Source organism: Bacillus sp. TH30, from assembly GCF_016650875.1.
In the GTDB taxonomy this organism is placed as follows: Bacteria; Bacillota; Bacilli; order Bacillales; family Bacillaceae_G; genus Bacillus_A; species Bacillus_A mycoides.
In genome coordinates, this window is the sequence record NZ_JAEKEY010000002.1 from 1,361,326 (window position 1) to 1,383,268 (window position 21,943).

The 21,943-nt window shown below is 35.6% G+C and carries 25 protein-coding genes and 2 pseudogenes; 10 read left to right on the forward strand and 17 right to left on the reverse strand.

The genetic code is table 11. The features are described 5' to 3' along the window. Positions 1-10: 10 nt before the first annotated feature. The 5 genes from fabF to JFU20_RS09195 form a co-directional block, all read right to left on the reverse strand. Entirely contained in the window at positions 11-1,249 is a 1,239-nt protein-coding gene (gene fabF / locus JFU20_RS09175; protein WP_002030364.1) for a beta-ketoacyl-ACP synthase II, read from the reverse strand. A gap of 31 nt (positions 1,250-1,280) precedes the next feature. Further along, positions 1,281-2,213, reverse strand: a complete 933-nt coding sequence (fabH, locus tag JFU20_RS09180; RefSeq protein WP_001100550.1) for a beta-ketoacyl-ACP synthase III — start codon at positions 2,211-2,213, stop codon at positions 1,281-1,283. 427 nt (positions 2,214-2,640) lie between these two features. Further along, the gene (locus JFU20_RS09185) at positions 2,641-2,817 is read right to left on the reverse strand and encodes a ComZ family protein (protein ID WP_002011319.1); all 177 of its coding nucleotides are present in this window, start codon (positions 2,815-2,817) and stop codon (positions 2,641-2,643) included. Positions 2,818-2,881: 64 nt separating this feature from the next. Next, the gene (locus JFU20_RS09190; protein WP_002086991.1) at positions 2,882-3,754 is read right to left on the reverse strand and encodes an NAD-dependent epimerase/dehydratase family protein; all 873 of its coding nucleotides are present in this window, start codon (positions 3,752-3,754) and stop codon (positions 2,882-2,884) included. Between the two features lie 29 nt (positions 3,755-3,783). Beyond that, positions 3,784-4,518: a lipase family protein gene (locus tag JFU20_RS09195; RefSeq protein ID WP_002011316.1), complete on the reverse strand. Its 735-nt coding sequence runs from the start codon at positions 4,516-4,518 to the stop codon at positions 3,784-3,786. A 156-nt stretch (positions 4,519-4,674) separates the two neighbouring features. On the opposite strand from JFU20_RS09195, the gene JFU20_RS09200 reads away from it, so the two are divergent. Further along, a complete protein-coding gene (locus tag JFU20_RS09200; RefSeq protein ID WP_001211111.1) occupies positions 4,675-4,857 on the forward strand; it encodes a YjzD family protein in 183 nt (60 codons plus the stop codon). A 31-nt stretch (positions 4,858-4,888) separates the two neighbouring features. Here the strand turns inward: JFU20_RS09200 and clpB are convergent, their stop codons facing one another. Both clpB and JFU20_RS09210 read right to left on the reverse strand, forming a co-directional pair. Beyond that, entirely contained in the window at positions 4,889-7,489 is a 2,601-nt protein-coding gene (gene clpB, locus JFU20_RS09205; RefSeq protein ID WP_201038552.1) for an ATP-dependent chaperone ClpB, read from the reverse strand. Positions 7,490-7,661: 172 nt separating this feature from the next. Next, positions 7,662-7,841 carry a YjzC family protein gene (locus tag JFU20_RS09210; protein WP_002086997.1) on the reverse strand — a complete coding sequence of 60 codons (180 nt, stop codon included), beginning with the start codon at positions 7,839-7,841 and terminating at the stop codon, positions 7,662-7,664. Positions 7,842-8,332: 491 nt separating this feature from the next. On the opposite strand from JFU20_RS09210, the gene JFU20_RS09215 reads away from it, so the two are divergent. The 3 genes from JFU20_RS09215 (at position 8,333) to JFU20_RS09225 (ending at position 9,586) form a co-directional block, all read left to right on the forward strand. Continuing rightward, positions 8,333-9,142 carry a Cof-type HAD-IIB family hydrolase gene (locus JFU20_RS09215; protein ID WP_002011310.1) on the forward strand — a complete coding sequence of 270 codons (810 nt, stop codon included), beginning with the start codon at positions 8,333-8,335 and terminating at the stop codon, positions 9,140-9,142. Between the two features lie 105 nt (positions 9,143-9,247). After that, on the forward strand, positions 9,248-9,388 hold the full coding sequence (locus tag JFU20_RS09220) for a competence protein (protein ID WP_201038553.1): 141 nt from the start codon (positions 9,248-9,250) through the stop codon (positions 9,386-9,388). Next, entirely contained in the window at positions 9,389-9,586 is a 198-nt protein-coding gene (locus JFU20_RS09225) for a DUF3813 domain-containing protein (protein WP_002011309.1), read from the forward strand. A 26-nt stretch (positions 9,587-9,612) separates the two neighbouring features. Here JFU20_RS09225 and JFU20_RS09230 read toward each other — a convergent pair whose 3' ends face one another. Next, the gene (locus tag JFU20_RS09230; protein ID WP_002125914.1) at positions 9,613-10,470 is read right to left on the reverse strand and encodes a YitT family protein; all 858 of its coding nucleotides are present in this window, start codon (positions 10,468-10,470) and stop codon (positions 9,613-9,615) included. Between the two features lie 100 nt (positions 10,471-10,570). On the opposite strand from JFU20_RS09230, the gene JFU20_RS09235 reads away from it, so the two are divergent. Both JFU20_RS09235 and prsA read left to right on the forward strand, forming a co-directional pair. Continuing rightward, positions 10,571-10,702, forward strand: coding sequence for a DUF3941 domain-containing protein (locus JFU20_RS09235; RefSeq protein ID WP_001120851.1), 132 nt, complete (start codon positions 10,571-10,573; stop codon positions 10,700-10,702). A 130-nt stretch (positions 10,703-10,832) separates the two neighbouring features. After that, a complete protein-coding gene (gene prsA, locus JFU20_RS09240; protein WP_201038554.1) occupies positions 10,833-11,690 on the forward strand; it encodes a peptidylprolyl isomerase PrsA in 858 nt (285 codons plus the stop codon). A 22-nt stretch (positions 11,691-11,712) separates the two neighbouring features. On the opposite strand, the gene JFU20_RS09245 is transcribed toward prsA, so the two are convergent. Next, positions 11,713-11,967 carry a hypothetical protein gene (locus tag JFU20_RS09245; protein ID WP_201038555.1) on the reverse strand — a complete coding sequence of 85 codons (255 nt, stop codon included), beginning with the start codon at positions 11,965-11,967 and terminating at the stop codon, positions 11,713-11,715. Between the two features lie 277 nt (positions 11,968-12,244). On the opposite strand from JFU20_RS09245, the gene JFU20_RS09250 reads away from it, so the two are divergent. Then, on the forward strand, positions 12,245-12,520 hold the full coding sequence (locus tag JFU20_RS09250) for a hypothetical protein (protein ID WP_002166150.1): 276 nt from the start codon (positions 12,245-12,247) through the stop codon (positions 12,518-12,520). Positions 12,521-12,587: 67 nt separating this feature from the next. Here JFU20_RS09250 and JFU20_RS09255 read toward each other — a convergent pair. From JFU20_RS09255 to JFU20_RS09275, 5 genes and pseudogenes are all read right to left on the reverse strand, one after another. Continuing rightward, positions 12,588-12,820, reverse strand: a pseudogene (locus JFU20_RS09255) (DUF2642 domain-containing protein). A gap of 238 nt (positions 12,821-13,058) precedes the next feature. Next, positions 13,059-13,291 (reverse strand): annotated as a pseudogene (locus JFU20_RS09260) (hypothetical protein). Between the two features lie 282 nt (positions 13,292-13,573). Further along, positions 13,574-13,720, reverse strand: a complete 147-nt coding sequence (locus tag JFU20_RS09265; protein WP_002011296.1) for a BC1881 family protein — start codon at positions 13,718-13,720, stop codon at positions 13,574-13,576. Between the two features lie 545 nt (positions 13,721-14,265). Further along, a complete protein-coding gene (locus JFU20_RS09270) occupies positions 14,266-14,727 on the reverse strand; it encodes a CarD family transcriptional regulator (protein ID WP_002166152.1) in 462 nt (153 codons plus the stop codon). 195 nt (positions 14,728-14,922) lie between these two features. Continuing rightward, the gene (locus JFU20_RS09275; protein WP_201038556.1) at positions 14,923-15,831 is read right to left on the reverse strand and encodes an acyl-ACP desaturase; all 909 of its coding nucleotides are present in this window, start codon (positions 15,829-15,831) and stop codon (positions 14,923-14,925) included. 630 nt (positions 15,832-16,461) lie between these two features. On the opposite strand from JFU20_RS09275, the gene JFU20_RS09280 reads away from it, so the two are divergent. After that, complete coding sequence (locus JFU20_RS09280; protein ID WP_002030282.1) at positions 16,462-16,761, forward strand: hypothetical protein; 300 nt, start codon at positions 16,462-16,464, stop codon at positions 16,759-16,761. Between the two features lie 265 nt (positions 16,762-17,026). Here JFU20_RS09280 and JFU20_RS09285 read toward each other — a convergent pair whose 3' ends face one another. Next, complete coding sequence (locus JFU20_RS09285) at positions 17,027-17,881, reverse strand: CvfB family protein (protein WP_002011240.1); 855 nt, start codon at positions 17,879-17,881, stop codon at positions 17,027-17,029. Between the two features lie 284 nt (positions 17,882-18,165). On the opposite strand from JFU20_RS09285, the gene JFU20_RS09290 reads away from it, so the two are divergent. Further along, entirely contained in the window at positions 18,166-18,657 is a 492-nt protein-coding gene (locus tag JFU20_RS09290) for a YajQ family cyclic di-GMP-binding protein (RefSeq protein WP_002011241.1), read from the forward strand. An 18-nt stretch (positions 18,658-18,675) separates the two neighbouring features. Here JFU20_RS09290 and JFU20_RS09295 read toward each other — a convergent pair whose 3' ends face one another. Continuing rightward, positions 18,676-20,037, reverse strand: coding sequence for an alpha-amylase family glycosyl hydrolase (locus tag JFU20_RS09295; protein WP_002140815.1), 1,362 nt, complete (start codon positions 20,035-20,037; stop codon positions 18,676-18,678). Between the two features lie 156 nt (positions 20,038-20,193). On the opposite strand from JFU20_RS09295, the gene JFU20_RS09300 reads away from it, so the two are divergent. Continuing rightward, positions 20,194-21,426: an ammonium transporter gene (locus tag JFU20_RS09300; RefSeq protein WP_002011245.1), complete on the forward strand. Its 1,233-nt coding sequence runs from the start codon at positions 20,194-20,196 to the stop codon at positions 21,424-21,426. A gap of 184 nt (positions 21,427-21,610) precedes the next feature. On the opposite strand, the gene JFU20_RS09305 is transcribed toward JFU20_RS09300, so the two are convergent. Continuing rightward, positions 21,611-21,916 (reverse strand): hypothetical protein, encoded by a 306-nt coding sequence (locus JFU20_RS09305; protein ID WP_002011248.1) that lies wholly within the window; start codon positions 21,914-21,916, stop codon positions 21,611-21,613. Positions 21,917-21,943 lie beyond the last annotated feature (27 nt).

Here is a 21,943-nt window from a genome sequence, read left to right on the forward strand (position 1 = left end):
ATTGTACATATTATTTATATGCTTTAAATACTAATACTGCGTTATGACCACCGAATCCTAATGAATTACTTAATACAGCTCGCACTTCTTGATGCCTCGCTGTATTTGGTACGTAATCTAAATCACATTCTGGATCTGGTGTTTCATAGTTAATCGTCGGAGGAATTACTCCGTCTGTAATTGATTTAATAGAGAAGATTGCTTCAACAGCACCAGCTGCTCCTAATAAATGACCTGTCATTGATTTCGTTGAGCTAATCGCTACTTTATATGCATGCTCACCGAAAGTTTCTTTAATTGCCATCGTTTCATACTTTTCATTTGCATCTGTACTTGTACCATGTGCATTAATGTAATCAATATCTTTTGGCTCTAGACCTGCATCAGCTAAAGCTTGACGCATCGCACGAACTCCGCCTTCACCGCCAGGAGCAGGCATTGTAATATGGAACGCATCACCAGTTGCACCATAACCAGCAATTTCCGCATAAATGTGAGCACCACGTGCTAATGCGTGCTCTAATTCTTCAAGAATAAGAATTCCTGATCCTTCACCCATTACGAAACCGCTACGATTTTTATCGAATGGGCGGCAAGCCGTTGCTGGATCTTCATTGAATGTTAATGCTTTCGCTGAGCTAAACCCAGCGAATGCCATACTTGTTAATGGCGCTTCTGCTCCGCCTGTTATCATCGCATCAGCATCACCGCGCTGGATTACTTTAAACGCATCACCAATTGAGTTTGCTCCAGATGCACAAGCTGTTACAGAGCAAGTATTAATTCCTTTTGCTCCTGTAGCGATTGACACTTGACCTGCTGCCATATCTGGAATCATCATTGGTACGAAGAATGGGCTCACGCGGCGCGGACCTTTTTCAGTAAAAATCTTAAATTGTTCTTCGTATGTTTCCATACCACCAATACCAGAACCAACCCATACACCAATGCGTGGTGCATTTTCTTCTGTAATTTCAAGCTTCGCATCCGCAACTGCCATTTTCGCTGCTGCTACTGCATATTGCGTAAAGCGGTCCATACGGCGCGCTTCTTTTTTATCTATATATTTTTCGACTTCAAAGTCGTTAATTTCTGCTGCTACTTTTGCAGGAATTTGTTCTGAATCTATTCTTGTAAGTCGTCCGATTCCGGATACACCGTTTTTAATGTTTTCCCAAGCTGTTTCAACATCTGTTCCGATCGGTGTAACAGCTCCTAGCCCTGTAATTACGACCCTCTTTTTTTCCATACAAAATACACTCCTTTTTTTCTCTCAGTCCTTATTTACCCCAACGAAGAGCTACTGCTCCCCATGTTAACCCGCCGCCAAAACCGACTAGTATAATTAAATCACCATCTTGAATACGTCCATTTTGCAATTCCTCTACCATTGCAATTGGAATTGAAGAAGCCGATGTATTACCGAACTTTTCAATTGTCATACTCATTTTTTCTTTCGGTAAATTTAATCTTTCTCTTGCAGATTCCATAATACGAATATTCGCTTGATGTGGTACTAAGAAGTCCACATCCTCTTTCGTAAGTCCCGCTTTTTCTAACACGCGAAGACAGGAATCACCAAGTTGGCGAACAGCAAATTTAAAGACTTCTCTGCCGTTCATCATAACATACTCGTCTTGATAAAGATGCTTACCGCCACTTCCGTCCGCTCCTAATTCAAAAGAAAGTACACCTTTTCCTTCCGAAACAGCTCCCATTACGATAGCACCTGCTCCGTCCCCAAATAGTACCGCTGTATTTCGATCGTTCCAGTCTACAATTTTAGATAGTTTGTCACTACCAACTACTAATACATTTTTATAAGTTCCCGTTTGAATAAATTGCTGCGCTGTAATCATTCCGTACATAAAGCCAGCACACGCTGCACTTAAATCCATTGCGGCTGCGTGTTTTGCGCCAATTGCTTCTTGGATTACACAAGCTACTGCTGGGAATGCGCGATCTGGCGTTACTGTTGCCACTAAAATAAGATCGATATCCTCTCCGCTAATCCCGGCATCTTCAAGTGCTTTTTTAGAAGCCTCTACCGCCATATATGAAGTATCTATTGTATCATCGGCAATGCGTCTCTCTGCAATTCCCGTTCTCGTACGAATCCATTCATCAGATGTATCTACGATTTTCTCTAAATCGTGATTTGTGACTACTTTTTCTGGCACATATCTTCCGATCCCTAAAATGCCCACGTTCACATCGCAGCCCTCCGTTTTATATCAATTATTATGACTTGGTACTAATTTTAAAACATAAATGTACTTTTGTCTAGAATATATTTCAGCTAAAAAAATAAGACAGCGTATTACTAACTTTATTTTTCATTAAAAGAAACAGAAAAATCCCTATCCTTTCAAAAGATAAACTTCCCAATACTTTTGACCTTACTCCGCTCGAAACAAAAAAAGTCCTTTCCGCTTCTATCCACAGCTCGAGCCTCTCTCCCATCAAAAAAGAAGATTTTTATTCTTTATCTGCTTTCCCTTCAAAACTAAGACCTTCTCCTCATAACCTTCCACTTTAGCCTCATCATCCCTCTGGTCTTACCTCGCTCGAAATAAAAAAAGGCCCTTACCGCTTCTATCCACGGTTCGAGCCTCTCTTCCATCAAAAAAGAAGGGTTTTTTATTCTTTATCTGCTTTCCCAAGCTCATATGCTTCGCCCATTACTTTCATCAATAGCTCTAACACCGGCTGTGCTTTCTCCATATCAAGTGCAATTCCATTAGAATCTAAAATTGCCTTTGCTTCTGGTAAATGCTTCATTGCGATTTGTAAAAATTGCATACTTTTTTCGTTCATGTAATCTCTTCCTCTCCATTAAAGCTTTTCAATCAATTATCCATACAATAGTGTAACACGCATGCTACCCTTCGTATAACTCTTTATATTTTTTCATATGTGCCAATTGTTTATTTAAACCGAATTCTACTGGTGTATTTTTTTGAATAGAAATAACCTCTACAGCTTCATCTCTTACTTCCACATTTTTGTTATTTACTTTATCATCTGCATGTAAAAGACTCATACCCTTTTCCCATAACTCTTCTTTTCCACTAAGTAAATTATATATACCGAGGTGTTTTACATTCATTCCATTTTCCCATAAATATTCACATACATCTTCAACGTAAAGTAAATCACTTCCTTTTTCTCCATTTATACAACGGCACTCTTTTTCATCAAGTTCTGATAAAATAAGCTGATGATACATCATAAACGACGGTTGCCACGGCCCATATAATGTAGGAACTCGATATGCACTATATTGTAATTCGCCTTTTTTCAACCCTTCTTCCACTTTCGAAAATAGATGTTTGTTTTCGGATTCTTCAGTGCTTCCTATTTCAATAGAAGAAATTAGATTTAACTTCACTTTATTTTTTTCACACATCCTTACGATTCGTTTTAAATATTGTAATATGACCCTTTCATTCCGAAATCCACTTTGCTGATTCGGCTCATACAAGCAAAAATAAACTGTATCGAAACTCTCTTCCTCTACCGATCGCCATCCGTCTTCATCCCTTATAGAATAGTACGTAAATAACGCATTCCGCCCAATCAACAATAATTTCTCTTCATTAATTTTTGTCATACTATCAAATTCATCAAAATCAAGACCATATACTTCTACTTCTTCTGCAATCATTTTATTCACAAGGTGATAACCTACAAACGTAAGTGCACCTATAATCAGCACGCGTTTCATACCACCAACCCTTTCCCCTTGAAACAAATAGCTCCTCATTTATGTATATGGGAGCTTCACAATTCTTCTTCATATTTTTTAAAGAAATCAGTCGTTTGTCTAACCATTTTATATTTCACATCTTGCAGATGGAATAAAACAGAAGTATCGCATTGATTGAATTGCCTCATTTTCTCGTATTTACGTAACAATTGTTTTCTTCCTCTTTTTTCCTGTGTTGAGACAAAAACTGTAACAGGTACACAAGACGGCAGAAGCGCAAATGATTTCTTATTTATTTTTGATTCTAATTCTTCTTCTTTGGAATCATACGCCAAACTTAATTCCTTCACTAATCTTTTGTAAAAAAACTTATGCTCTTTCTCAAAATCCACATATTCTGGTAAATCTAAACACGGATTTAACATAACGACAGAACGTATACATTCAGGGTATTTGTTCATCATCTCCAGTGCTACAAGCGCTCCCATACCATCTGCCATAATGTGCATTTTCGCATTCAATGTCTCTTTTCTTAGAACGACATCATACAAACGTTTTGCAAGACGAACAGCTCGATCGTTCCCCCAATGCCTTCCGTATAAGTTAGATGAAAAGACCGTATAGCCTTTTTCAATAAGGCCCTGTAAAAAATAAGCTCTCCCTGCATGCTGTGTCCATAAACTTGTACCATTCTCAATAAAATAGTTATAATCTCCTAGGAGCATAACAGAAAATCCATTTGGCTTTTCCGGTAAATAAATTACACATGGTTCTTTTTCTAAGTAAAAAAAACGTTCCGTAATACTCATTTTTCCCCCGCCTTATTTTCTAAACGTATAAAAGTACTCTTTTATAATGTATGAACAGAATGCAAATTTGCGTTGAAAAATCTACAAATATTTTTCTATATTCTTTTTTCAATTGTGTTACAATAAGGACAGATTGAACGAATAGAGGTGTAAAATATGCGTTTCATTTGGGCATTAATTTGGTCGTTCGCACTTGTACATATGATGAGCTATGTAATCGGCTCTATGACTGGCGGTACATACGATTTTAACCAAGCGTCTATTTTCTCAGTTGTTCTTGCGGTATTAGTATTAGCGATTGCAGCTGCGATTCCAAACGAGCCAGTAGAACAACACTAAAAAGAGTCCGGATTTTATCCGAACTCTTTTTTTACTTCACACGCACGACTAATTCGTTATTTTCTACATCAACCACTACGTGACTATTGTCAGTAATCGCTCCTGCAATTAATTCTCTCGCTAATTTCGTCTCAACTTGACGCTGTACGTATCGTTTTAACGGACGAGCTCCGTACAGCGGATCGAATCCAGCTTCTACAACAAATTCTTTTGCAGATTCCGTCAATTCTAATGATATATGGCGATCTGCTAAACGCCCTTGTAATTCTTGTACAATCTTATCAACAATACCTTTAATTTCATTCCTTGTAAGAGGTTTGAATAAAATAATTTCATCGACACGGTTTAAGAATTCTGGTCGGAAATGTCCTCTTAATTGTCCCATTACAAGTTCTCTTGACTCTTCTTTAATAGAACCATCTTCTTCTAGCCCTTCTAATAAGTGAGCAGATCCAATATTTGAAGTCATAATAATAACCGTATTTTTAAAGTCTACTGTACGTCCTTGTGAATCTGTAATGCGGCCATCGTCTAACATTTGTAATAAAATGTTGAATACTTCTGGATGTGCTTTTTCGATTTCATCTAACAAAATAACAGAATATGGTTTACGTCTTACTGCTTCTGTTAATTGTCCACCTTCTTCATATCCAACATATCCAGGAGGCGCTCCAATTAAGCGTGACACTGCGTGTTTCTCCATATACTCAGACATATCGATACGAATCATTTGCTCTTCACTGTCAAATAATGTTTGCGCTAACGTTTTTGCAAGCTCAGTTTTACCAACACCTGTAGGGCCTAAGAAAATAAATGAACCAATTGGACGATTCGGATCTTTAATGCCAGCGCGAGCACGAAGTACTGCGTCTGATACAAGGCTTACCGCTTCCTCTTGACCGATAACACGCTCTGATAAAATTTGTTCAAGACGTAATAATTTCTCACGTTCACCTTCAACGAGTTTTGCGACAGGAATACCAGTCCACCTTGAAACAATGTCTGCAATTTCTTCTTCACTTACTTCCTCGCGTAATAAGCGATTCTCTTGTTTATTATGTGCACCCATCTCTTCCGCTTCTTTTAACTCTTTTTCGATAGCTGGAATTTTCCCGTGGCGAAGCTCAGCTGCTTTATTTAAATCGTAATTTCCTTCTGCTTCTTCTAACTCACGGCGCAAGCGCTCTAAATGCTCACGTAAGTCACGCACTTTATGAATGTCTTCTTTTTCTTTCTCCCATTTCGCTCTCATACTACTTGCAACTTCTTTTAAATCCGATAATTCACGTTGCAATGTTTTTAGGCGCTCTTGACTACCTAAGTCCTTTTCTTTCCCAAGAGCAGCTTCTTCAATTTCCAGCTGCATAATGCGGCGCGTTACTTCATCTAGTTCTGTTGGCATAGAATCAATTTCTGTTCGAATTGTTGCACAAGCTTCATCAACTAGATCGATCGCTTTATCAGGTAAGAAGCGATCCGAAATGTATCGATCTGATAAAACAGATGCTGCTACAATCGCGCGGTCATGAATATTTACACCGTGATAAATTTCAAAACGCTCTTTTAAACCACGTAAAATGGAAATTGTATCCTCAACAGTTGGCTCTTCTGCTAACACTTGTTGGAAACGTCTTTCTAACGCTGGATCTTTCTCAATATATTTACGGTATTCATCTAATGTCGTTGCCCCGATACAATGCAGTTCACCACGCGCTAACATCGGTTTTAACATATTTCCCGCATCCATCGCTCCTTCTGTTTTACCAGCGCCGACGATTGTATGAAGTTCATCAATGAATAATAAAATGCGACCTTCACTCTTTTTAATTTCATTTAATACAGCTTGCAGACGCTCTTCAAACTCACCACGGAATTTCGCTCCAGCTACAAGCGCACTCATATCTAATGCGAAGATTGTTCTATCTTTTAATCCTTCTGGTACATCCTTCTTCACAATACGCTGTGCTAATCCTTCAACGATTGCTGTTTTACCAACACCGGGTTCACCAATTAAAACCGGGTTGTTTTTCGTTTTACGTGAAAGAATGCGGATTACACGTCGAATTTCACTATCGCGACCGATAACAGGATCAATTTTCCCCGCTCTCACTTCCGCCACTAAATCACGACCATATTTTTCTAACGCTTCATAAGTTGCTTCTGGATTTTGACTAGTCACTCTTTGATTCCCCCGAACTGTCATTAAAGACTGTAATAAGTTATCTTTCGTAATATAAAATTTTGCGAATAATTGATTTATATCGCCTTTTTCTTCAGAAAAAGCAAGCAATACATGTTCGATTGAAATGTAGTCATCTTGCAATTTCTCCGCTTCTTTTCCTGCTCTTACAAGCAGTTGTTGCAAAGCACCTGTTACATATAATTTCCCTGCCTCTGCCCCGCTTCCAGTTACAGAAGGCTTTTTCTTAATTAAACTTTCTACACCTTGCTTTAACGCTTCTATATCGACATTCATTTTTTGAAAAATACGTACCGTTAATCCGTCTTGTTGCTCTAATAACGTAAGCAATAGATGAACAGTATCTACTTCTTGATGATGATGAGATACCGCTAAAGATTGAGCACTCATAATCGCTTCCTGTGTTTTCGTTGTCATTTGATTTAAGTCCATCTTTACAGCCCTCCAAATGTTTGACTTTCTTTGACCTTTGATTTGATTATACGCCAACTGACTTTTTTATACAATAATTTTGCTTATGTAGTTCAAACTTATTATTGGAAAAAGAAAAAAGTAACATTCATTTTCCTAATCAAAAAAGCCGCAATAACGATTGCGGCTTCTGTTACGGTTTTCTTTTATATGTCCACTGACGGTTATGATTTGCGTTCTCTGGAAACTTTTCACCGGCAGTTAATTGTACCATTTGCGGATTTTTCACCATACTTCCCGTTTCACCAATTTCTACGTAAATGCCATCATTTGGCGCTTTTTGCCCTGAACGAAACCTGCGATTTTGTCCCATTTCCATTCTCCTTCCATGACGTCTTGCCTCATTAGTATATCCATTTTAAAAGAAAGCTTTTCTGTCATGTTTAGGAAACAAGTACTACCGTTTACCCATGTACATATATATAATTACACAACCTTAAGCAGGAATTATTGGCATATTTGTTGAAAAAAAAGAAACCAACCAAAGTTTAGGCCAGTTTCAAAGGAGAGTCAAACATATACGAGAAGATTACATGTTCATTATAAGCCTCATCATACGAGCAATGTAACCCTTTTCACAATTTGTACATAATGAAAAAAACATTGTTTGAACTTTCTAAAAAGATATTGACTTTTCCTAATTTCCAACGAGAAATAGTAGACACCACAGCGCTTCGCGACGTAAGATGGATATATAGTGAAACTTTCATCTACAGTAGTTTCACCCAGTCTAACCTCTTATTTCTGCATATTAAAAACGGAAATACAGATAGAATCAAAAAATTTATTATAAGAGGTGAAATTATGAACAAACAACATTTAATCGCATTAGACTTAGACGGAACTTTATTAACAGACAACAAAATAATTTCTCCAAGAACGAAAAACACAATTGCAAAAGCAAAAGAACAAGGACATATTGTCGTTATTTCAACAGGGCGTCCATTCCGCGCTAGTTACGATTATTATAAAGAACTTAGCCTTAACACACCAATCGTAAACTTTAATGGAGCTTACGTGCATCACCCTCTTGATTCAAGTTGGGGAACACATCACTCTCCTCTTGAACTTTCAACAGCGCAAGAAATCGTCCGAGCTTGCTTTGATTTCGGCGTGAAAAATGTCTATGCTGAAGTCATCGATGATGTGTATGTCCGTGAAATTGATGAAGATAAAAAACATATTTTTGAATTCGGTTCTCCAAGGATTTTCACAGGAGATTTATTAAATATTTTAAACGACCATCCAACTTGCTTATTAATCGATGCACATGACGAGCATTCTGCTGCAATTCGCCAACATTTAACAGATATGCATGCTGAAGTCATCGACCATAGAAAATGGGGTGCACCTTGGCCAATTATTGAAATTGTAAAAAGCGGATTAAATAAAGCTGTCGGATTACAAAAAATTTCAGGCCATTATAACATTCCTAAAGAGCGAATTATCGCTTTTGGTGATGAGGATAACGACTTTGAAATGATCGAATTTGCTGGTCATGGAATCGCAATGGGTAATGCGATTCCTGAATTAAAATCACTTGCAAATCATACGACATTAACGAATGAAGAAGATGGTATCGCTCTATATTTAGAAGAGGTTCTTGGATTGTAATCTAAAAATTCCCTGCTTATAGTTTCTCGCTAAACGCTCATACTATTATTAGACGCAAAAGTCAGCGCGTCAATTGTTTTCAGCTAAATAAAGGGGGTTTTTCGAATGGGTAAAAAGAACAAATCAAAACGTTTTATCCAGCAAGGAGCCGATGCTGTTATGAAGCATGATGCAAGATTCCCGTACAGAGGTACATTAGCTGAGGCAGAAAAAGCGAGAAGTAACTCTTCATTTGGAGGGGCTTAAATGGGGAACTTACTATTCCAACAAGCTAGAGACGCTGTTTCAAGTGCCGTTTCTTGTTCAAGTGGCGCTGAACAACAGGAACTCGTTTATAGAGCAAAAAACTCTTTGCACTCTGCTTATGCAAACTCTTCAACTGCTGAAAAAGTTCAGCTACGTGAAATGCAGGAGCAATTGCAAAACATTACGAATTCGCATTAAAAAAGGAGGACCAGCTTTGGTCCTCTTTAATCTTTTCTAAACAATCCAAACACACCGACCGTTTGCAGTATATTTGTAAATGCACCTGGGTCCACTTGTTTAATAACCCTCTCTAATTCATACAACTCGTAACGAGTAATAACAATCATTAACATTTCTTTATTTTCATTTGTATAAGCACCTGTTGCTGGTATAGTTGTAATCCCTCTCACTAAGCGAGAGTGAATCGCTTTTCGCACATCTGCCCCGTTCTTTGTAACAATTAATGCCGTAATCTTCACATGACGGGTATGAATCGCATCAATAATTCTCGTTGATACATACAAAGTGACTAAAGTATATAATGCCTTTTCCCATCCATATACGTAGCCAGCAGCGATAATGATAAGTGCATTAAAGAAGAAAAAATACGTGCCGACAGGCTTATCTTTTATTTTTGATAAAATCATAGCAATAATATCTAGACCACCTGTAGAAGCCCCCCACTTTAAAGCAACCCCTACCCCAATCGCTGAAATAATACCACCAAAAATCGCATTCAATATAATATCGTGCGAAACCGCTCTAACTGGGATAATTTCTAAAAACAAAGTCATAAATACAACACAAAGAAAACTAAAAAATGTAAAGGCCTTCCCAACCTTTTTCCACGCTAAAATAACGACAGGAATATTAAACAAACTAAACAATACCCCCGTAGATATATGAATAGATAAAAAGTCACCTAATATTTGTGACAATAATTGAGACAATCCAGCAAAACCACTCGCATACACTTTCGCTGGTGTTAAAAATAAATTCATCCCAATCGCATTTAATAAACCCGCAATAATTACAACGACTAACTTCTTAATAAGTTCAGTATAATTCAGCTTCAAATCCATTTCTAATCCACCTTTAGTATTCATGAATGCACCGCTATACATAGTCTTTACGAAAAAGGAAATGATAAACATACAACGTTTAGAAATGGAGTTGATACATATGCCACATACTAGCGATAACGACAAAAAAGCACGCGACAATAATGCAAAGCGCACTCAAAAAAATGAACAAGAGCAAAAAAATATTCAGCAAGGAAAACGTGCATATTCTAAGAAAACCGATCACCTTTGATTACATCGTACATCAACTTTAATGTTGATGTACTTTTTTTACATTTTACAGGGAAAAAACATTAAAAATTCACTTCATGTTCACTTCTATATTCTACAATAGCGATAACATATTCGGATGAGGTGTTAGCATGAAAGGAAAAAGTACATTCATTATCACTGCACTAATAAGTATATTAATACTATCTGCTTGCGGACAAAAAAATGACTCGGCCACAATCGCTACAACAACAAACTCAACCATTACGAAGAGCGATTTCGAAAAACAATTGAAAGATCGATACGGAAAAGACACGCTATACGAAATGGTAGCACAAGATGTTATTACTAAAAAATATAAAGTATCTGATGATGCAGTAGATAAAGAAGTAGAAAAAGCAAAAGATCAATACGGAGAACAATTCAAAGCAACACTAGAAAATAATCGTTTAAAAGATGAAGAAGATTTCAAAAATCAAATTAAATTCAAACTTGCATTGAATGAAGCGATTAAACAAAGCATTACAGAAAAAGATGTGAAAGACCACTATAAGCCAGAAATTAAAGCTAGTCACATTTTAGTAAGTAACGAAAATGAAGCGAAAGAGATAAAGAAGAAATTAGATACCGGCACTTCATTTGAAGAATTAGCAAAACAAGAATCTCAAGATTTAGCATCAAAAGATAATGGTGGAGACCTCGGATACTTCGGGGCAGGCAAAATGACACCTGAATTTGAAAAAGCTGCCTACAAATTAAAGCCCGGCCAAATTAGCAATCCCGTAAAATCACCAAACGGCTATCACATTATTAAACTAACTGATAAAAAAGATTTACAACCTTACGATAAAGTGAAAGACTCTATACGTAAAGACTTAGAAGAAGAACGTCTTGCCGACCCTTCCTTCGGTCAAAAATTATTACAAGATGAATTAAAAAAGGCGGATATTAAAATAAACGATAGTGACTTGAAAGATACATTTTCTCATCTTTTTGGGAAAGAGAACTAAAATAAAGCACGATCTTATTTTTTCAAATAAGGTCGTGCTTTTTCTTCAGACTTTTATAATGCCAATTGATGTGATCTAGTTCTGCCTCTACTTCGATTAATATATCTATTAAGTCGTCTTTATTTTGCTGAGATTTCATAATATTTTCAAGCAATTTTTCGAATCTTTCACTACTCTCATATATATCATTTAAATCCACCGCTAATATTTCACGTTCTTTTTCAGGGCATACTACGGAAAGACGGTTTATTAATTGTTCTAGTACATTATCTTGCACTTCCGTACCTCCGTTTCAATATCTCATCTATTCTTTCTTAATCTTTTGTAACAAAAGCATACAAAATTCAACTGAAGCTATTAGGGGGCACCATACCAAAAAAAGAAAACTGTACATTTAGACATTAAATTGACGTATTTCAATTTATTCCCTGTACGTTAAGGAATTAGTTTGTATATTTGTGGAGATATACGAGACAGGTGTGAATTTAGGGGAATCCAATATTTTCTATTCAAATATGATAGAATGAAAATATATCCAAAAGGAGGAACAACAAATGAACTCAAACACAAAACAGTTTATTTATGATATCCAGCAAAGAAAGAACAATTATATGGAAAATGTATTAATAGCAATACAGCACCCTAAAAAAGAGCAATCTGAACAGGTCATTCAAAATATAGTAGAGAAGATGGATATGATGATTAGTTTAGTTACTACTTATATGAGGATTGAATCAGGATCTACGGAAGAATTAGAAGCACTTCAGGAAGAAATCATTCATGCTCAAGCATATATTCAAAAACGAAAATTTGAAGAAACACAGAGATAAAACCCTGTATTTTTATTTGGGCGTCTATGACGCCAATCGGTTATAAATCAAACTAGATGTAATTTGATCATTGTTTTGGCATAATCCATACAATTTGTTGAATACGTACAATATGCGGCACCTTATCTTCAATGAGCAAATGATCCGGTTCACATTCTTTAACTTTCCTCTTACATTACCTCTTACAGCTTCAATAACCACATGTTTACCAATTACCGATTGTAATGTCTAATATACGTAGGGATTAGGTACACTTACCATATTTTGTTCACTAAAGTCATTTGCCTCTAAAAAACTCATTCTATAGGACTCCTTTCTAACTTACATTTTCCCTCTTAATATATGATATAAATCTTATAACTATACTAGAAGGATAATTCATTATAAAAACGAAACTAACATTTTAATAAGGTGCGTTTTCTATTCCTAAATTGCTAAAAAATTATTTATATAAGGTTACTTTTACTAGTTAATAGGTGATGATATAGGGATATTTTGAATGTACATCCAGGCTGTTCCTTTCAAGATATGTATCATTTTAAATACGCCCTTTATTAGAATAGTGCTCATACATTTTTTGAGATTCTTTAGTAATACGTGCGTTAAGTAAAATTGTTAACAATAAAAACACTCCATATTTCCCCCTGTAGCTCCTATGATAATCACACTACTACAAACAAGCACAATTAATAAGATAAACGAAACTAAATAAATACAGTCATAATTCTTTGACATTTTCTCGTATTTTATGCGTTCTTTCCTTGCATCCATCTAAATTATCCATTTCACTATAAAATAAATTCCGACCTTAAAAAGAAAAATCTGTCCATTTAAATAATTAGTTTGTTTTTTTAGCAACTAATGTATATAACATGAAAAGAAATCCTACCAATGTTAAGCTTTCCACTATTATAATCCCGACCCTCTCCTTCCTATTAACCCCAACATATCAGATGAAAATTATGTGTATCCCCTATTAGCTGCAGCAAACAAAAAGGATCCTCCCTTCTCTTAAAGGCTGATCCTTTTCTTCGTGCATTCAACTATTTTTAGCTATTCTTGATTAATTAGAATAACAGCTGGTCCATCTACACGAATTCCACCAACTTCGATTTTTTCATAAGGCTCAACTGTAATAGAAATGACTCCTTCCCGCTTCTTTAATTCTTTACTTAATTCTTTGGTTAACATTTTTTTCATGTGTGCACTCCTTCTTACTGCTTAATTTACTATTGTTATGTAAATAAAATTAAAAGTGGTTTCCTAGTCTGGAAACCATTTTTTGTAGTTAACCATATGGTGTTACCAGTTCGCTTATCAATTTTACGTAAAGAAGATAAACAATTACTATTCACTGTCTCAGTAGATGTAAGAAATTCTTAAAGATAGCGGTGAGATTGATTGTTTTTTCTTCTAGAAATAATGACTTAGATAGTATATTACCTAAAACAATGAAAGCCCTACCTCTCTTTCATCCTTACGGCTCCTTGTCCGTGCCAGTGTGAATCAGGATTGCAAAATCAAGTGACTATTTAATCGAGTTATTTGATGAAACTTCGAACGTTCGCAAAAGAAATTTAAAAATAAAAATGGATTAGATTGAAGTAATAACAAAAGAGGTTCCTACTCTAAAAGTGAGTTAAAGAAGTTGAATGTCTTTGAAATGATTTACTTTTAATAATCATCATATTCCCGAAAAATTCAGGATATTTTCGGGGGATGTAATACATTATCTATAATGAATCTTAACAGAAACTTTTTATTTGATTTTCAGTGATTCCTTTAATTAATCCTAGTTCACTAATCAAAAATTCATGTGCGTTATCCAACATTTTTTTTTCGCTTGTATTAAGTGCCTTTTCTTTCTTCATACGCATTAAATCACGTACAACTTCAGCACCTTCTTGTATTTCACCCGTTTTTATTTTGTCCGTGTTCACTTTATACCTTTGTTTCCACGGCAATAATTTATCTGATTCTCCATGCTGGAAAATTTGTATAATGTGTTTTAATGCAAGTATATCAGTAACTGGGCGTATACTCGAACTTAATATTTTCCCCATAGGAATCATGACTTGCATATTACTGATCGACATTTTTATAACATAATACTGTTGTTTTTTTCCTGAGAATTCTTTTTCTTCTATGGCTTCAATTATACCTGCTCCGTGCATTGGATAAACAATGTTATCGCCAATTTGAAACATATAATCCACCTCCATATATGGTAACCTTCTCAAGCTTAACATATATGTGATTTTTCATCAAATATTTTATAATATCATAAAATTGTTTTTATCGTCAACTACTTTTTTGACAAAAATTAAATTAAGTAAAAAACACCCCAAAAACAATAGGGAGTGCGTCAGATTCCCCCGCTTATATTCAGAAATTTCTACTCATCAACGTAGATCAGCTTTCCCTTGAAAACGACCAAATCGATCCCGTATTTTTTTCAATCTTGTGTGGTATTCCAAAATCTCAATTCTTGCTTTTTCAGCTAAAGGTGCAATTGGTCGTAAGTCTTTTACCCCCCAATAATCAACCACTACATCAAGTACTTGATCAAAATATTGTAGTGGTCCATAATTCGCTTCTTTTGCAATCACAGCCATTCTATTTTCAAAATCAGGCATGACGGCACCTGGCATTTTAAAATTCTTAATCACATTGGCAATATGATAGCAATAATTAGGTTCTAATTCCAAATGTGTTCGAATGACGTCTCGATAAAACGCATAATGAAGAGTCTCATCTTTGGCGAGACGACGTAATAATGTAGCAAGATCTGGATCATGCTTACTTGAAACCTTAGCTACGTTATTATAAAACACCAGTGTTGCAAGTTCTTGTAGCGTCGTATACGTCATTGCTTCGATTGGTGTATGAAAATCAGGCTCAAATCCACCCTCAACGACTGACTTTCTTAAATCATGTATTCGTTTAGGGTTCACACTTCGAGTGAGTAGTAAATATGTCTCCAATAAATTCGAATGTTGATCCTCTTCTGAGGTCCAAGTATGAATAAAGTCTGTAATAACAGAAAGGGATCCTTTAAAGGTCGCCGATAAATACGTTGTAAACCATGGTAAATTCACTTCTGTTAATAAAGCTGTCTCAATAGCCGTAATTACACCAGAAGGAAGAGTAACTTGACTTTCATCCCAAGGAACTCTTTTAAAGTCCATTCCCTTATCCCATGGTAAAAACTCATGATAACCCCAGTCTATCTTCTGCGCTCTTATTTTATGTTGTTCATACAGTTCTTTTAAACGTGGTTCTAATCGGAAATCTAAATCATTTGTTAGCATATATAAGTGCCCCCTTTTTTATCGTAGATAGTCATTCTATTTTTACATTCATTTGTATCCTTAAAAATTTTCTACAAATAAATATTACTTTCCTTTTTTTAAGTCAAATACAACAAATTTTTAACAAACCACTTTAAGAACGCTTTATTTCTATATGATTTTTTTCATATCAAAAGGGAAACCGTTACATATATTGTCCTTTTTATAAAAAGGGTTCTGAGGCATACGATATGTTGCTTAGCCTAAATAAAAAAACTATCCTCAGCAAATAGAGGATAACATTCATGGATGAAGATACTCGTCATATTGTAAATCTTGGTGAGTATAAAAAGGTGCATATCCATAAAGAATCGTTTTATAATAAAGATTGATAAACAATTTATCTTTCATCCGTTTTCGCTACTTTCTAATTTTGTTATTGGTATCAAAAACTTAAAAGATTAATGGCGTTTTATACACACTAACAATTTATTTAGATATAAGATATTAGATTAAGAAATTGCAAAATATATACAGTTGATAAGATAGCCTTAAACGACAATCCCCAACAAAATCACTGTACATTGGCTATGATGAGTTAGACCGAATTTTCGGAAACAGTATACAATAAAAAGGAAAGAGGCGATAACCATGCAGTCAACGGAATCGTATATGAAGGAAAGACAACGTAGAGAAAAAATAGAAATAATATTTAATCACAGGGTAAAAGGAGAGAGTTATTTTCATGGTTCTTCCTATCAATGGAAAAACATTGTATATCAAAATTATAATAAGATACAACAAAAAGAGTTGGAAATTGAACAAATCATTTCGAAAATGGAAAAATCAGGAGTTCGTTTTACGCAGCACCGCTCGCTCATACACTATCCCATCATTGATTTTGTAAAATATATAGCTAAGATTTATAAGGAAACCCTCGAAACACAATAATCATATTTAAAGGAAACCTTTATAAAGTGTTTATTTTCGAAACTTTGTTAACTAAAAGCCCAAAAACTCATTTTAATATTCTTTTTATTCGAAATACTCTTCTTTCTTGTTATAATAAAAACCATAACGTATTCTAGTCGTTTGTATATCTTCAGATTTTGTGAATTTTATTACACCTTATTTACTTTTTATGTACTTTATAATAAAAAAAGAATTATCTCTTCTCTTAAAAATTAAGAGAAAAAATAGTTCTTTTTCATTTATCTTATTTCTTAAAGTAAGTCCAGCCTTCTTCTTGGTAAATCTTTTCTTCTTTCATCAGTTTACCAAGTGCGCGCTTAAAGGCAGCTTTACTCATATTGAAACGTTCTTTAATGTCTTCTGGGTTGCTCTTATCCCAAAACGGCATTGCTCCGCCTCGTTCTTCCATATATGCATAAAGTACTGCTGCATCATCTTCCATTCCTTCTTCTTTACGAGGAAGAAGTGAAATGTTAATTGTACCGTCATCTTTTACGTCAATAATACGGCCTGTTACGCGCTCACCGATGCGGACTTGTTCTTTTCTTTCTGTATGGTGTAAGAAAGCACGGAAATGCTCATCAGTTAGTATGAATGAACCAACTTGAAGTGAGCGATACACACGCCCATTTACGTTTTTATTACGCATAGATGGCGTTGCATCTACGATAATTTCTTGCATATCACTGTCTCTTGCCGGAAGAGCAATTAAACGATCACGATTCGTTAATTTTAACGTACAATATAATTCGTCGCCTTCCTGAGGCCATACTGGCATATAAATTGGAAACTCATCAAGTGGAATTAGTATATCTTTCGATACACCAATATCAACAAACACACCTAAACTAGGAATAACTTCTACAACCTTTACCCAATTCCAATCATGCGTTGTAATAATTGGTTCCTTCATTGTTGCTGAAATACGATTTTGGTGATCAAGGTATAAGAATACATCAATCGTATCACCTTCTGCAATTTCTCCAGCTAATTCGTTTTTATGTAGGAAGATTTCTTCCTCTTCGTTTCCAACCATATATCCGATTTCCGTTTCGCGTAAAACAGTTACCTGTTCAATCGATCCTAATTGCAAATACATATTTTTTAATTCCCTTCTATATATATAAAATTATCTTTTTTATCATTCCAAACAAAAGTTAATTATAACACGATTTTTCCTTTATTTGTCCAACTGCCCAAAATTCACTATAATTAAATAAAGACTGTATCTATAGGACTATATTCCCCTACGGATGATCCGTCAAAACACTTAAGTTGCAACACTCTATCTAATCGATGTATTTTCCGCTATACTTTAATATGTATATTACATAGCCTATTTAGGTGCATGAAAAGATAGAAATTTATTTGGAGGTGCTAACTATGGCAAAAGAGAGTTCTTTTGACATCGTTTCGAAAGTAGAATTACCTGAAGTAACAAACGCAATTAACATCGCATTAAAGGAAATCCAAAACCGATATGACTTTAAAGGTAGTAAAAGTGATATTAAATTAGAAAAAGAAGTACTTGTTTTAACTTCTGAGGACGAGTTCAAATTAGACCAAGTAAAAGACGTTCTAATTTCTAAACTTGTAAAACGTAACGTTCCAATTAAAAACTTGGACTACGGAAAAGTTGAAACTGCATCTGGTAATACTGTTCGCCAACGTGCAACTCTGCAACAAGGTATCGATAAAGATAACGCGAAAAAAATTAACAACATCATTAAAGAAATGAAATTAAAAGTAAAAACGCAAGTACAAGATGACCAAGTACGCGTAACAGCGAAAAGCCGTGATGACTTACAAGCAGTAATCGCAGCCGTTCGCAGCGTCGACTTACCAATCGACGTACAATTCATTAACTACCGCTAAGAAAAAAAGATCCTCTATCTATACAGAGGATCTTTTCTTTTTAACCGCAATTAAAAAAGCAATAAATAATACGTTCACACCGACTATTAAGGAGATAAACAACCAATTCACACCTGTTTCTTCGCTAACTTTATACACATTCGACTCTTCGCGCTTTAAAACAAGATAAAACTTTCCGTTTTCTTCTCTTATAATTTCGTCTTCTAACAATCCTCTTAACTCTTGTTTTTCACCAATTGCACTTACAGGTAAGGAAACCTTTTTCGTCTCTTTCGTATTATTAATCGCTACTAGTGTTACTTCATCTTTATACTTTCGTTTTAATATACTCATTCCATCTTTATCATATAGAAGTTCAAACGTACCACGTCGTAAAGATGGTCTCGCTTGTCTAAGTTCACCTAGCTTCGTTATGTGCTGCATAAACTTTTCATCAGATTTGAAATCCATTAATCGTCTATTATCTGGAGCATCTCCCCCATCTAATGCGATTTCAGTTCCATAATAAAAATTCGGTATCCCCGGGGATGTTAATAAGTAAGTGATCGCTAGTTTTAAACGAGACGGTGGGTAATACATATTTTCTTTTGCAATACGTGCAAATCGCTTTGTTTCTTGATTATCTAAAAACGTAGCGAATTCCTCTTCTTTTCCACTCACATCATATAAAGGTTTCACAGACATATCTGCTTTTGAAAATGACTCTACTATTTTTTTATAGTACTCATTATCTTCCTTTGTCATAATGTGAAAATCTTTCTTTACCTTCTGCAAATCCTTTTGCACTTCATCCCAAAAAGCACGCGGCTTTTTTTCACTATGTATCACATAACTTCCGTCTAAATCGACTTCTTTTATCCACCATTTCATCGAGTCTATTAATTGTTGTTCATTTTCTTCATACGGAAATTGAAAGACAACTTTCATTCCTTTTTTGTGAGCCTCATTTACAAGTTCTTTCACATCATTTTCTGTTCCGAAATGTTCATTTACTTTTTGAAAATTTCGAACACTTAATCCGTCATACTTTTCACTTTCAAAAAGCGGCGAAAGCATAATAGTAGTAAATCCCATTTCTTTTATGTAGTCCAATCTTTTTATAATCCCACGTATATCTCCGCCCTGATACCCTTCTAAATTACCAACGTCTAACTGTTTGTCATTTTTCGATTCTCCGTTATTAAAGCGATCAATCATAATGGAATATATAACTTCATCTCGCCATTCCCTTTTTTCTTCCGCAAAAGTATGTACTGGTACAAACAAAATAACAGCTAAACAAAAACAAATGAATAGTTCCTTAGTCCATATTTTTTTCACACGCATCCCCCAAACTTCCAATTGTAAGAATATTATACCAATTTTTAGAGCAAATCGCATACGTTGATTTCCCCCCCAAAAATACATCATGTTAGGTTTTCTGACATCACCTAAAAAGTTTTCTGAATTTTTAGTTGATTTTTCTTTTTATTTCGAATATGATATGAAACATAACATATAGATGTTATTTTTTCTAACATCATAGGAGGAGAGAGAATGAATACGGGAGATACAGTTTTTATTTTTGTAACGACAGTAATGGTCATGTTGATGACACCAGGATTGGCACTTTTTTATGGGGGTATGGTTCGCAGTAAAAACGTACTCAGCACGACAATGCACAGTTATAGCGCAATGGCTATCGTTTCGATTCAATGGATTGTTATCGGTTATTCTTTATCATTCGGACCAGATTGGCACGGACTTATTGGCAATCTCGATTGGTTCGGTCTAAACGGAGTTACCTACGCACCAAACCCAGACTACTCATCTACTATTCCTCACAATTTATTTATGATGTTCCAACTCATGTTCGCTATTTTAACTCCCGCTTTAATTTCAGGGGCATTCGCCGAAAGAATGCGATTTTCTGCCTTTCTTATTTTTATCCTTCTTTGGACAACAATCGTTTACAATCCTGTCGCTCATTGGGTATGGGGCGTTGGCGGATGGCTGAGAGAACTCGGCGCGTTAGACTTCGCTGGTGGTAATGTCGTTCATATCACATCTGGCGTTGCTGGTCTTGTATTAGCTATTTTCCTTGGAAAACGAAAAAACATAAGCGGTACCTCCCCTCATCATTTACCATTTACAATGTTAGGCGCAGGCTTACTCTGGTTCGGCTGGTTCGGTTTCAACGTCGGTAGTGCATTATCTTTAAATGACGTAGCTTTAACTGCATTTATTAATACAAATATAGCCGCCGCTGCCTCAGCTCTAACTTGGATGCTTTCTGAATGGTTCTTCCAATCAAAACCGACTGCGATGGGAGCTGCTTCCGGGGTTGTTTCTGGTTTAGTCGCAATTACGCCGGCTTGTGGATTCGTTACACCTTTCTCCGCTCTTCTTATCGGAGCAATCGGCGGTATATTATGCTTCGGAGCTGTCTTCTTCTTAAAAAACAAATTCGGATACGACGATACACTCGATGCATTTGGATGCCACGGCATTGGAGGAACTTGGGGCGGTATTGCAACTGGACTATTTGCTACTACTACTATAAATAGCGATGGTGCTAACGGATTATTTTACGGAAACGCCACTCTCCTTTTCAAACAACTTGTAGCAATCGGAGCAACATATGCATTCACAATCATAATGACGTACGCCATTATTAAGGCTATTAACTTCTTCCTTCCTGTTCGCGTCGATGAGCACGAAGAACAAATGGGGCTTGATATTTCGATGCATGGGGAGAAAGCTTATGAGTATACTGAGCGAGTAAATTAAAAAAGAGATGCAATCTATTAATAGTAGATTGCATCTCTTTTCATCGTACTTGCCAGCTAAGTACCCCGCCCAGTGTCAATATAAATATATCAGCGATTCTTTCGATATATCGACTTTTCGACACAACATATTGATTTATCTGCAAAATTCTACGTAACTCAAACGAGAAATACCCTTACGCAACTTACGAATCACCATACTTACTTTTATTCAAACTTAATATGATAAGAAACGCCACAGCTATCACAGCTAAAAAGCGAACCGGATTAAACGGTGTTCCTACCGTTTCATTAAAACGATGATAAATGAAAGGGATCATCTCAAGTACCATTAATCCCATCGCAATTTTAAATGTCTCAGCCATCGCTTTATTTTTTATAAACGCGGCACGTTCATCACCTTGTTTTCCAATCGTGATAAACATTTTTATAATAGCAAACACAACAAATAAAAATACCCCTAGAGCAATAACAAAAATAGCAACATCCATTCAATACACCTCTTATGTGTAAAATTC

Coding starts and splice junctions, on each gene's coding strand:
- JFU20_RS09305 (WP_002011248.1), bottom strand. CDS start 21,916: ATGGATGTTGCTATTTTTGTTATTGCTCTAGGGGTATTTTTATTTGTT.
- fabF (WP_002030364.1), bottom strand. CDS start 1,249: ATGGAAAAAAAGAGGGTCGTAATTACAGGGCTAGGAGCTGTTACACCG.
- JFU20_RS09280 (WP_002030282.1), top strand. CDS start 16,462: ATGCAGTCAACGGAATCGTATATGAAGGAAAGACAACGTAGAGAAAAA.
- JFU20_RS09265 (WP_002011296.1), bottom strand. CDS start 13,720: ATGAAAAAAATGTTAACCAAAGAATTAAGTAAAGAATTAAAGAAGCGG.
- JFU20_RS09235 (WP_001120851.1), top strand. CDS start 10,571: ATGCCACATACTAGCGATAACGACAAAAAAGCACGCGACAATAATGCA.
- JFU20_RS09270 (WP_002166152.1), bottom strand. CDS start 14,727: ATGTTTCAAATTGGCGATAACATTGTTTATCCAATGCACGGAGCAGGT.
- JFU20_RS09290 (WP_002011241.1), top strand. CDS start 18,166: ATGGCAAAAGAGAGTTCTTTTGACATCGTTTCGAAAGTAGAATTACCT.
- JFU20_RS09275 (WP_201038556.1), bottom strand. CDS start 15,831: ATGCTAACAAATGATTTAGATTTCCGATTAGAACCACGTTTAAAAGAA.
- JFU20_RS09215 (WP_002011310.1), top strand. CDS start 8,333: ATGAACAAACAACATTTAATCGCATTAGACTTAGACGGAACTTTATTA.
- clpB (WP_201038552.1), bottom strand. CDS start 7,489: ATGGACTTAAATCAAATGACAACGAAAACACAGGAAGCGATTATGAGT.
- JFU20_RS09195 (WP_002011316.1), bottom strand. CDS start 4,518: ATGAGTATTACGGAACGTTTTTTTTACTTAGAAAAAGAACCATGTGTA.
- JFU20_RS09220 (WP_201038553.1), top strand. CDS start 9,248: ATGGGTAAAAAGAACAAATCAAAACGTTTTATCCAGCAAGGAGCCGAT.
- JFU20_RS09210 (WP_002086997.1), bottom strand. CDS start 7,841: ATGGGACAAAATCGCAGGTTTCGTTCAGGGCAAAAAGCGCCAAATGAT.
- JFU20_RS09285 (WP_002011240.1), bottom strand. CDS start 17,881: ATGTATTTGCAATTAGGATCGATTGAACAGGTAACTGTTTTACGCGAA.
- JFU20_RS09185 (WP_002011319.1), bottom strand. CDS start 2,817: ATGAACGAAAAAAGTATGCAATTTTTACAAATCGCAATGAAGCATTTA.
- JFU20_RS09295 (WP_002140815.1), bottom strand. CDS start 20,037: ATGCGATTTGCTCTAAAAATTGGTATAATATTCTTACAATTGGAAGTT.
- JFU20_RS09200 (WP_001211111.1), top strand. CDS start 4,675: ATGCGTTTCATTTGGGCATTAATTTGGTCGTTCGCACTTGTACATATG.
- JFU20_RS09225 (WP_002011309.1), top strand. CDS start 9,389: ATGGGGAACTTACTATTCCAACAAGCTAGAGACGCTGTTTCAAGTGCC.
- JFU20_RS09300 (WP_002011245.1), top strand. CDS start 20,194: ATGAATACGGGAGATACAGTTTTTATTTTTGTAACGACAGTAATGGTC.
- JFU20_RS09250 (WP_002166150.1), top strand. CDS start 12,245: ATGAACTCAAACACAAAACAGTTTATTTATGATATCCAGCAAAGAAAG.
- JFU20_RS09230 (WP_002125914.1), bottom strand. CDS start 10,470: ATGGATTTGAAGCTGAATTATACTGAACTTATTAAGAAGTTAGTCGTT.
- prsA (WP_201038554.1), top strand. CDS start 10,833: ATGAAAGGAAAAAGTACATTCATTATCACTGCACTAATAAGTATATTA.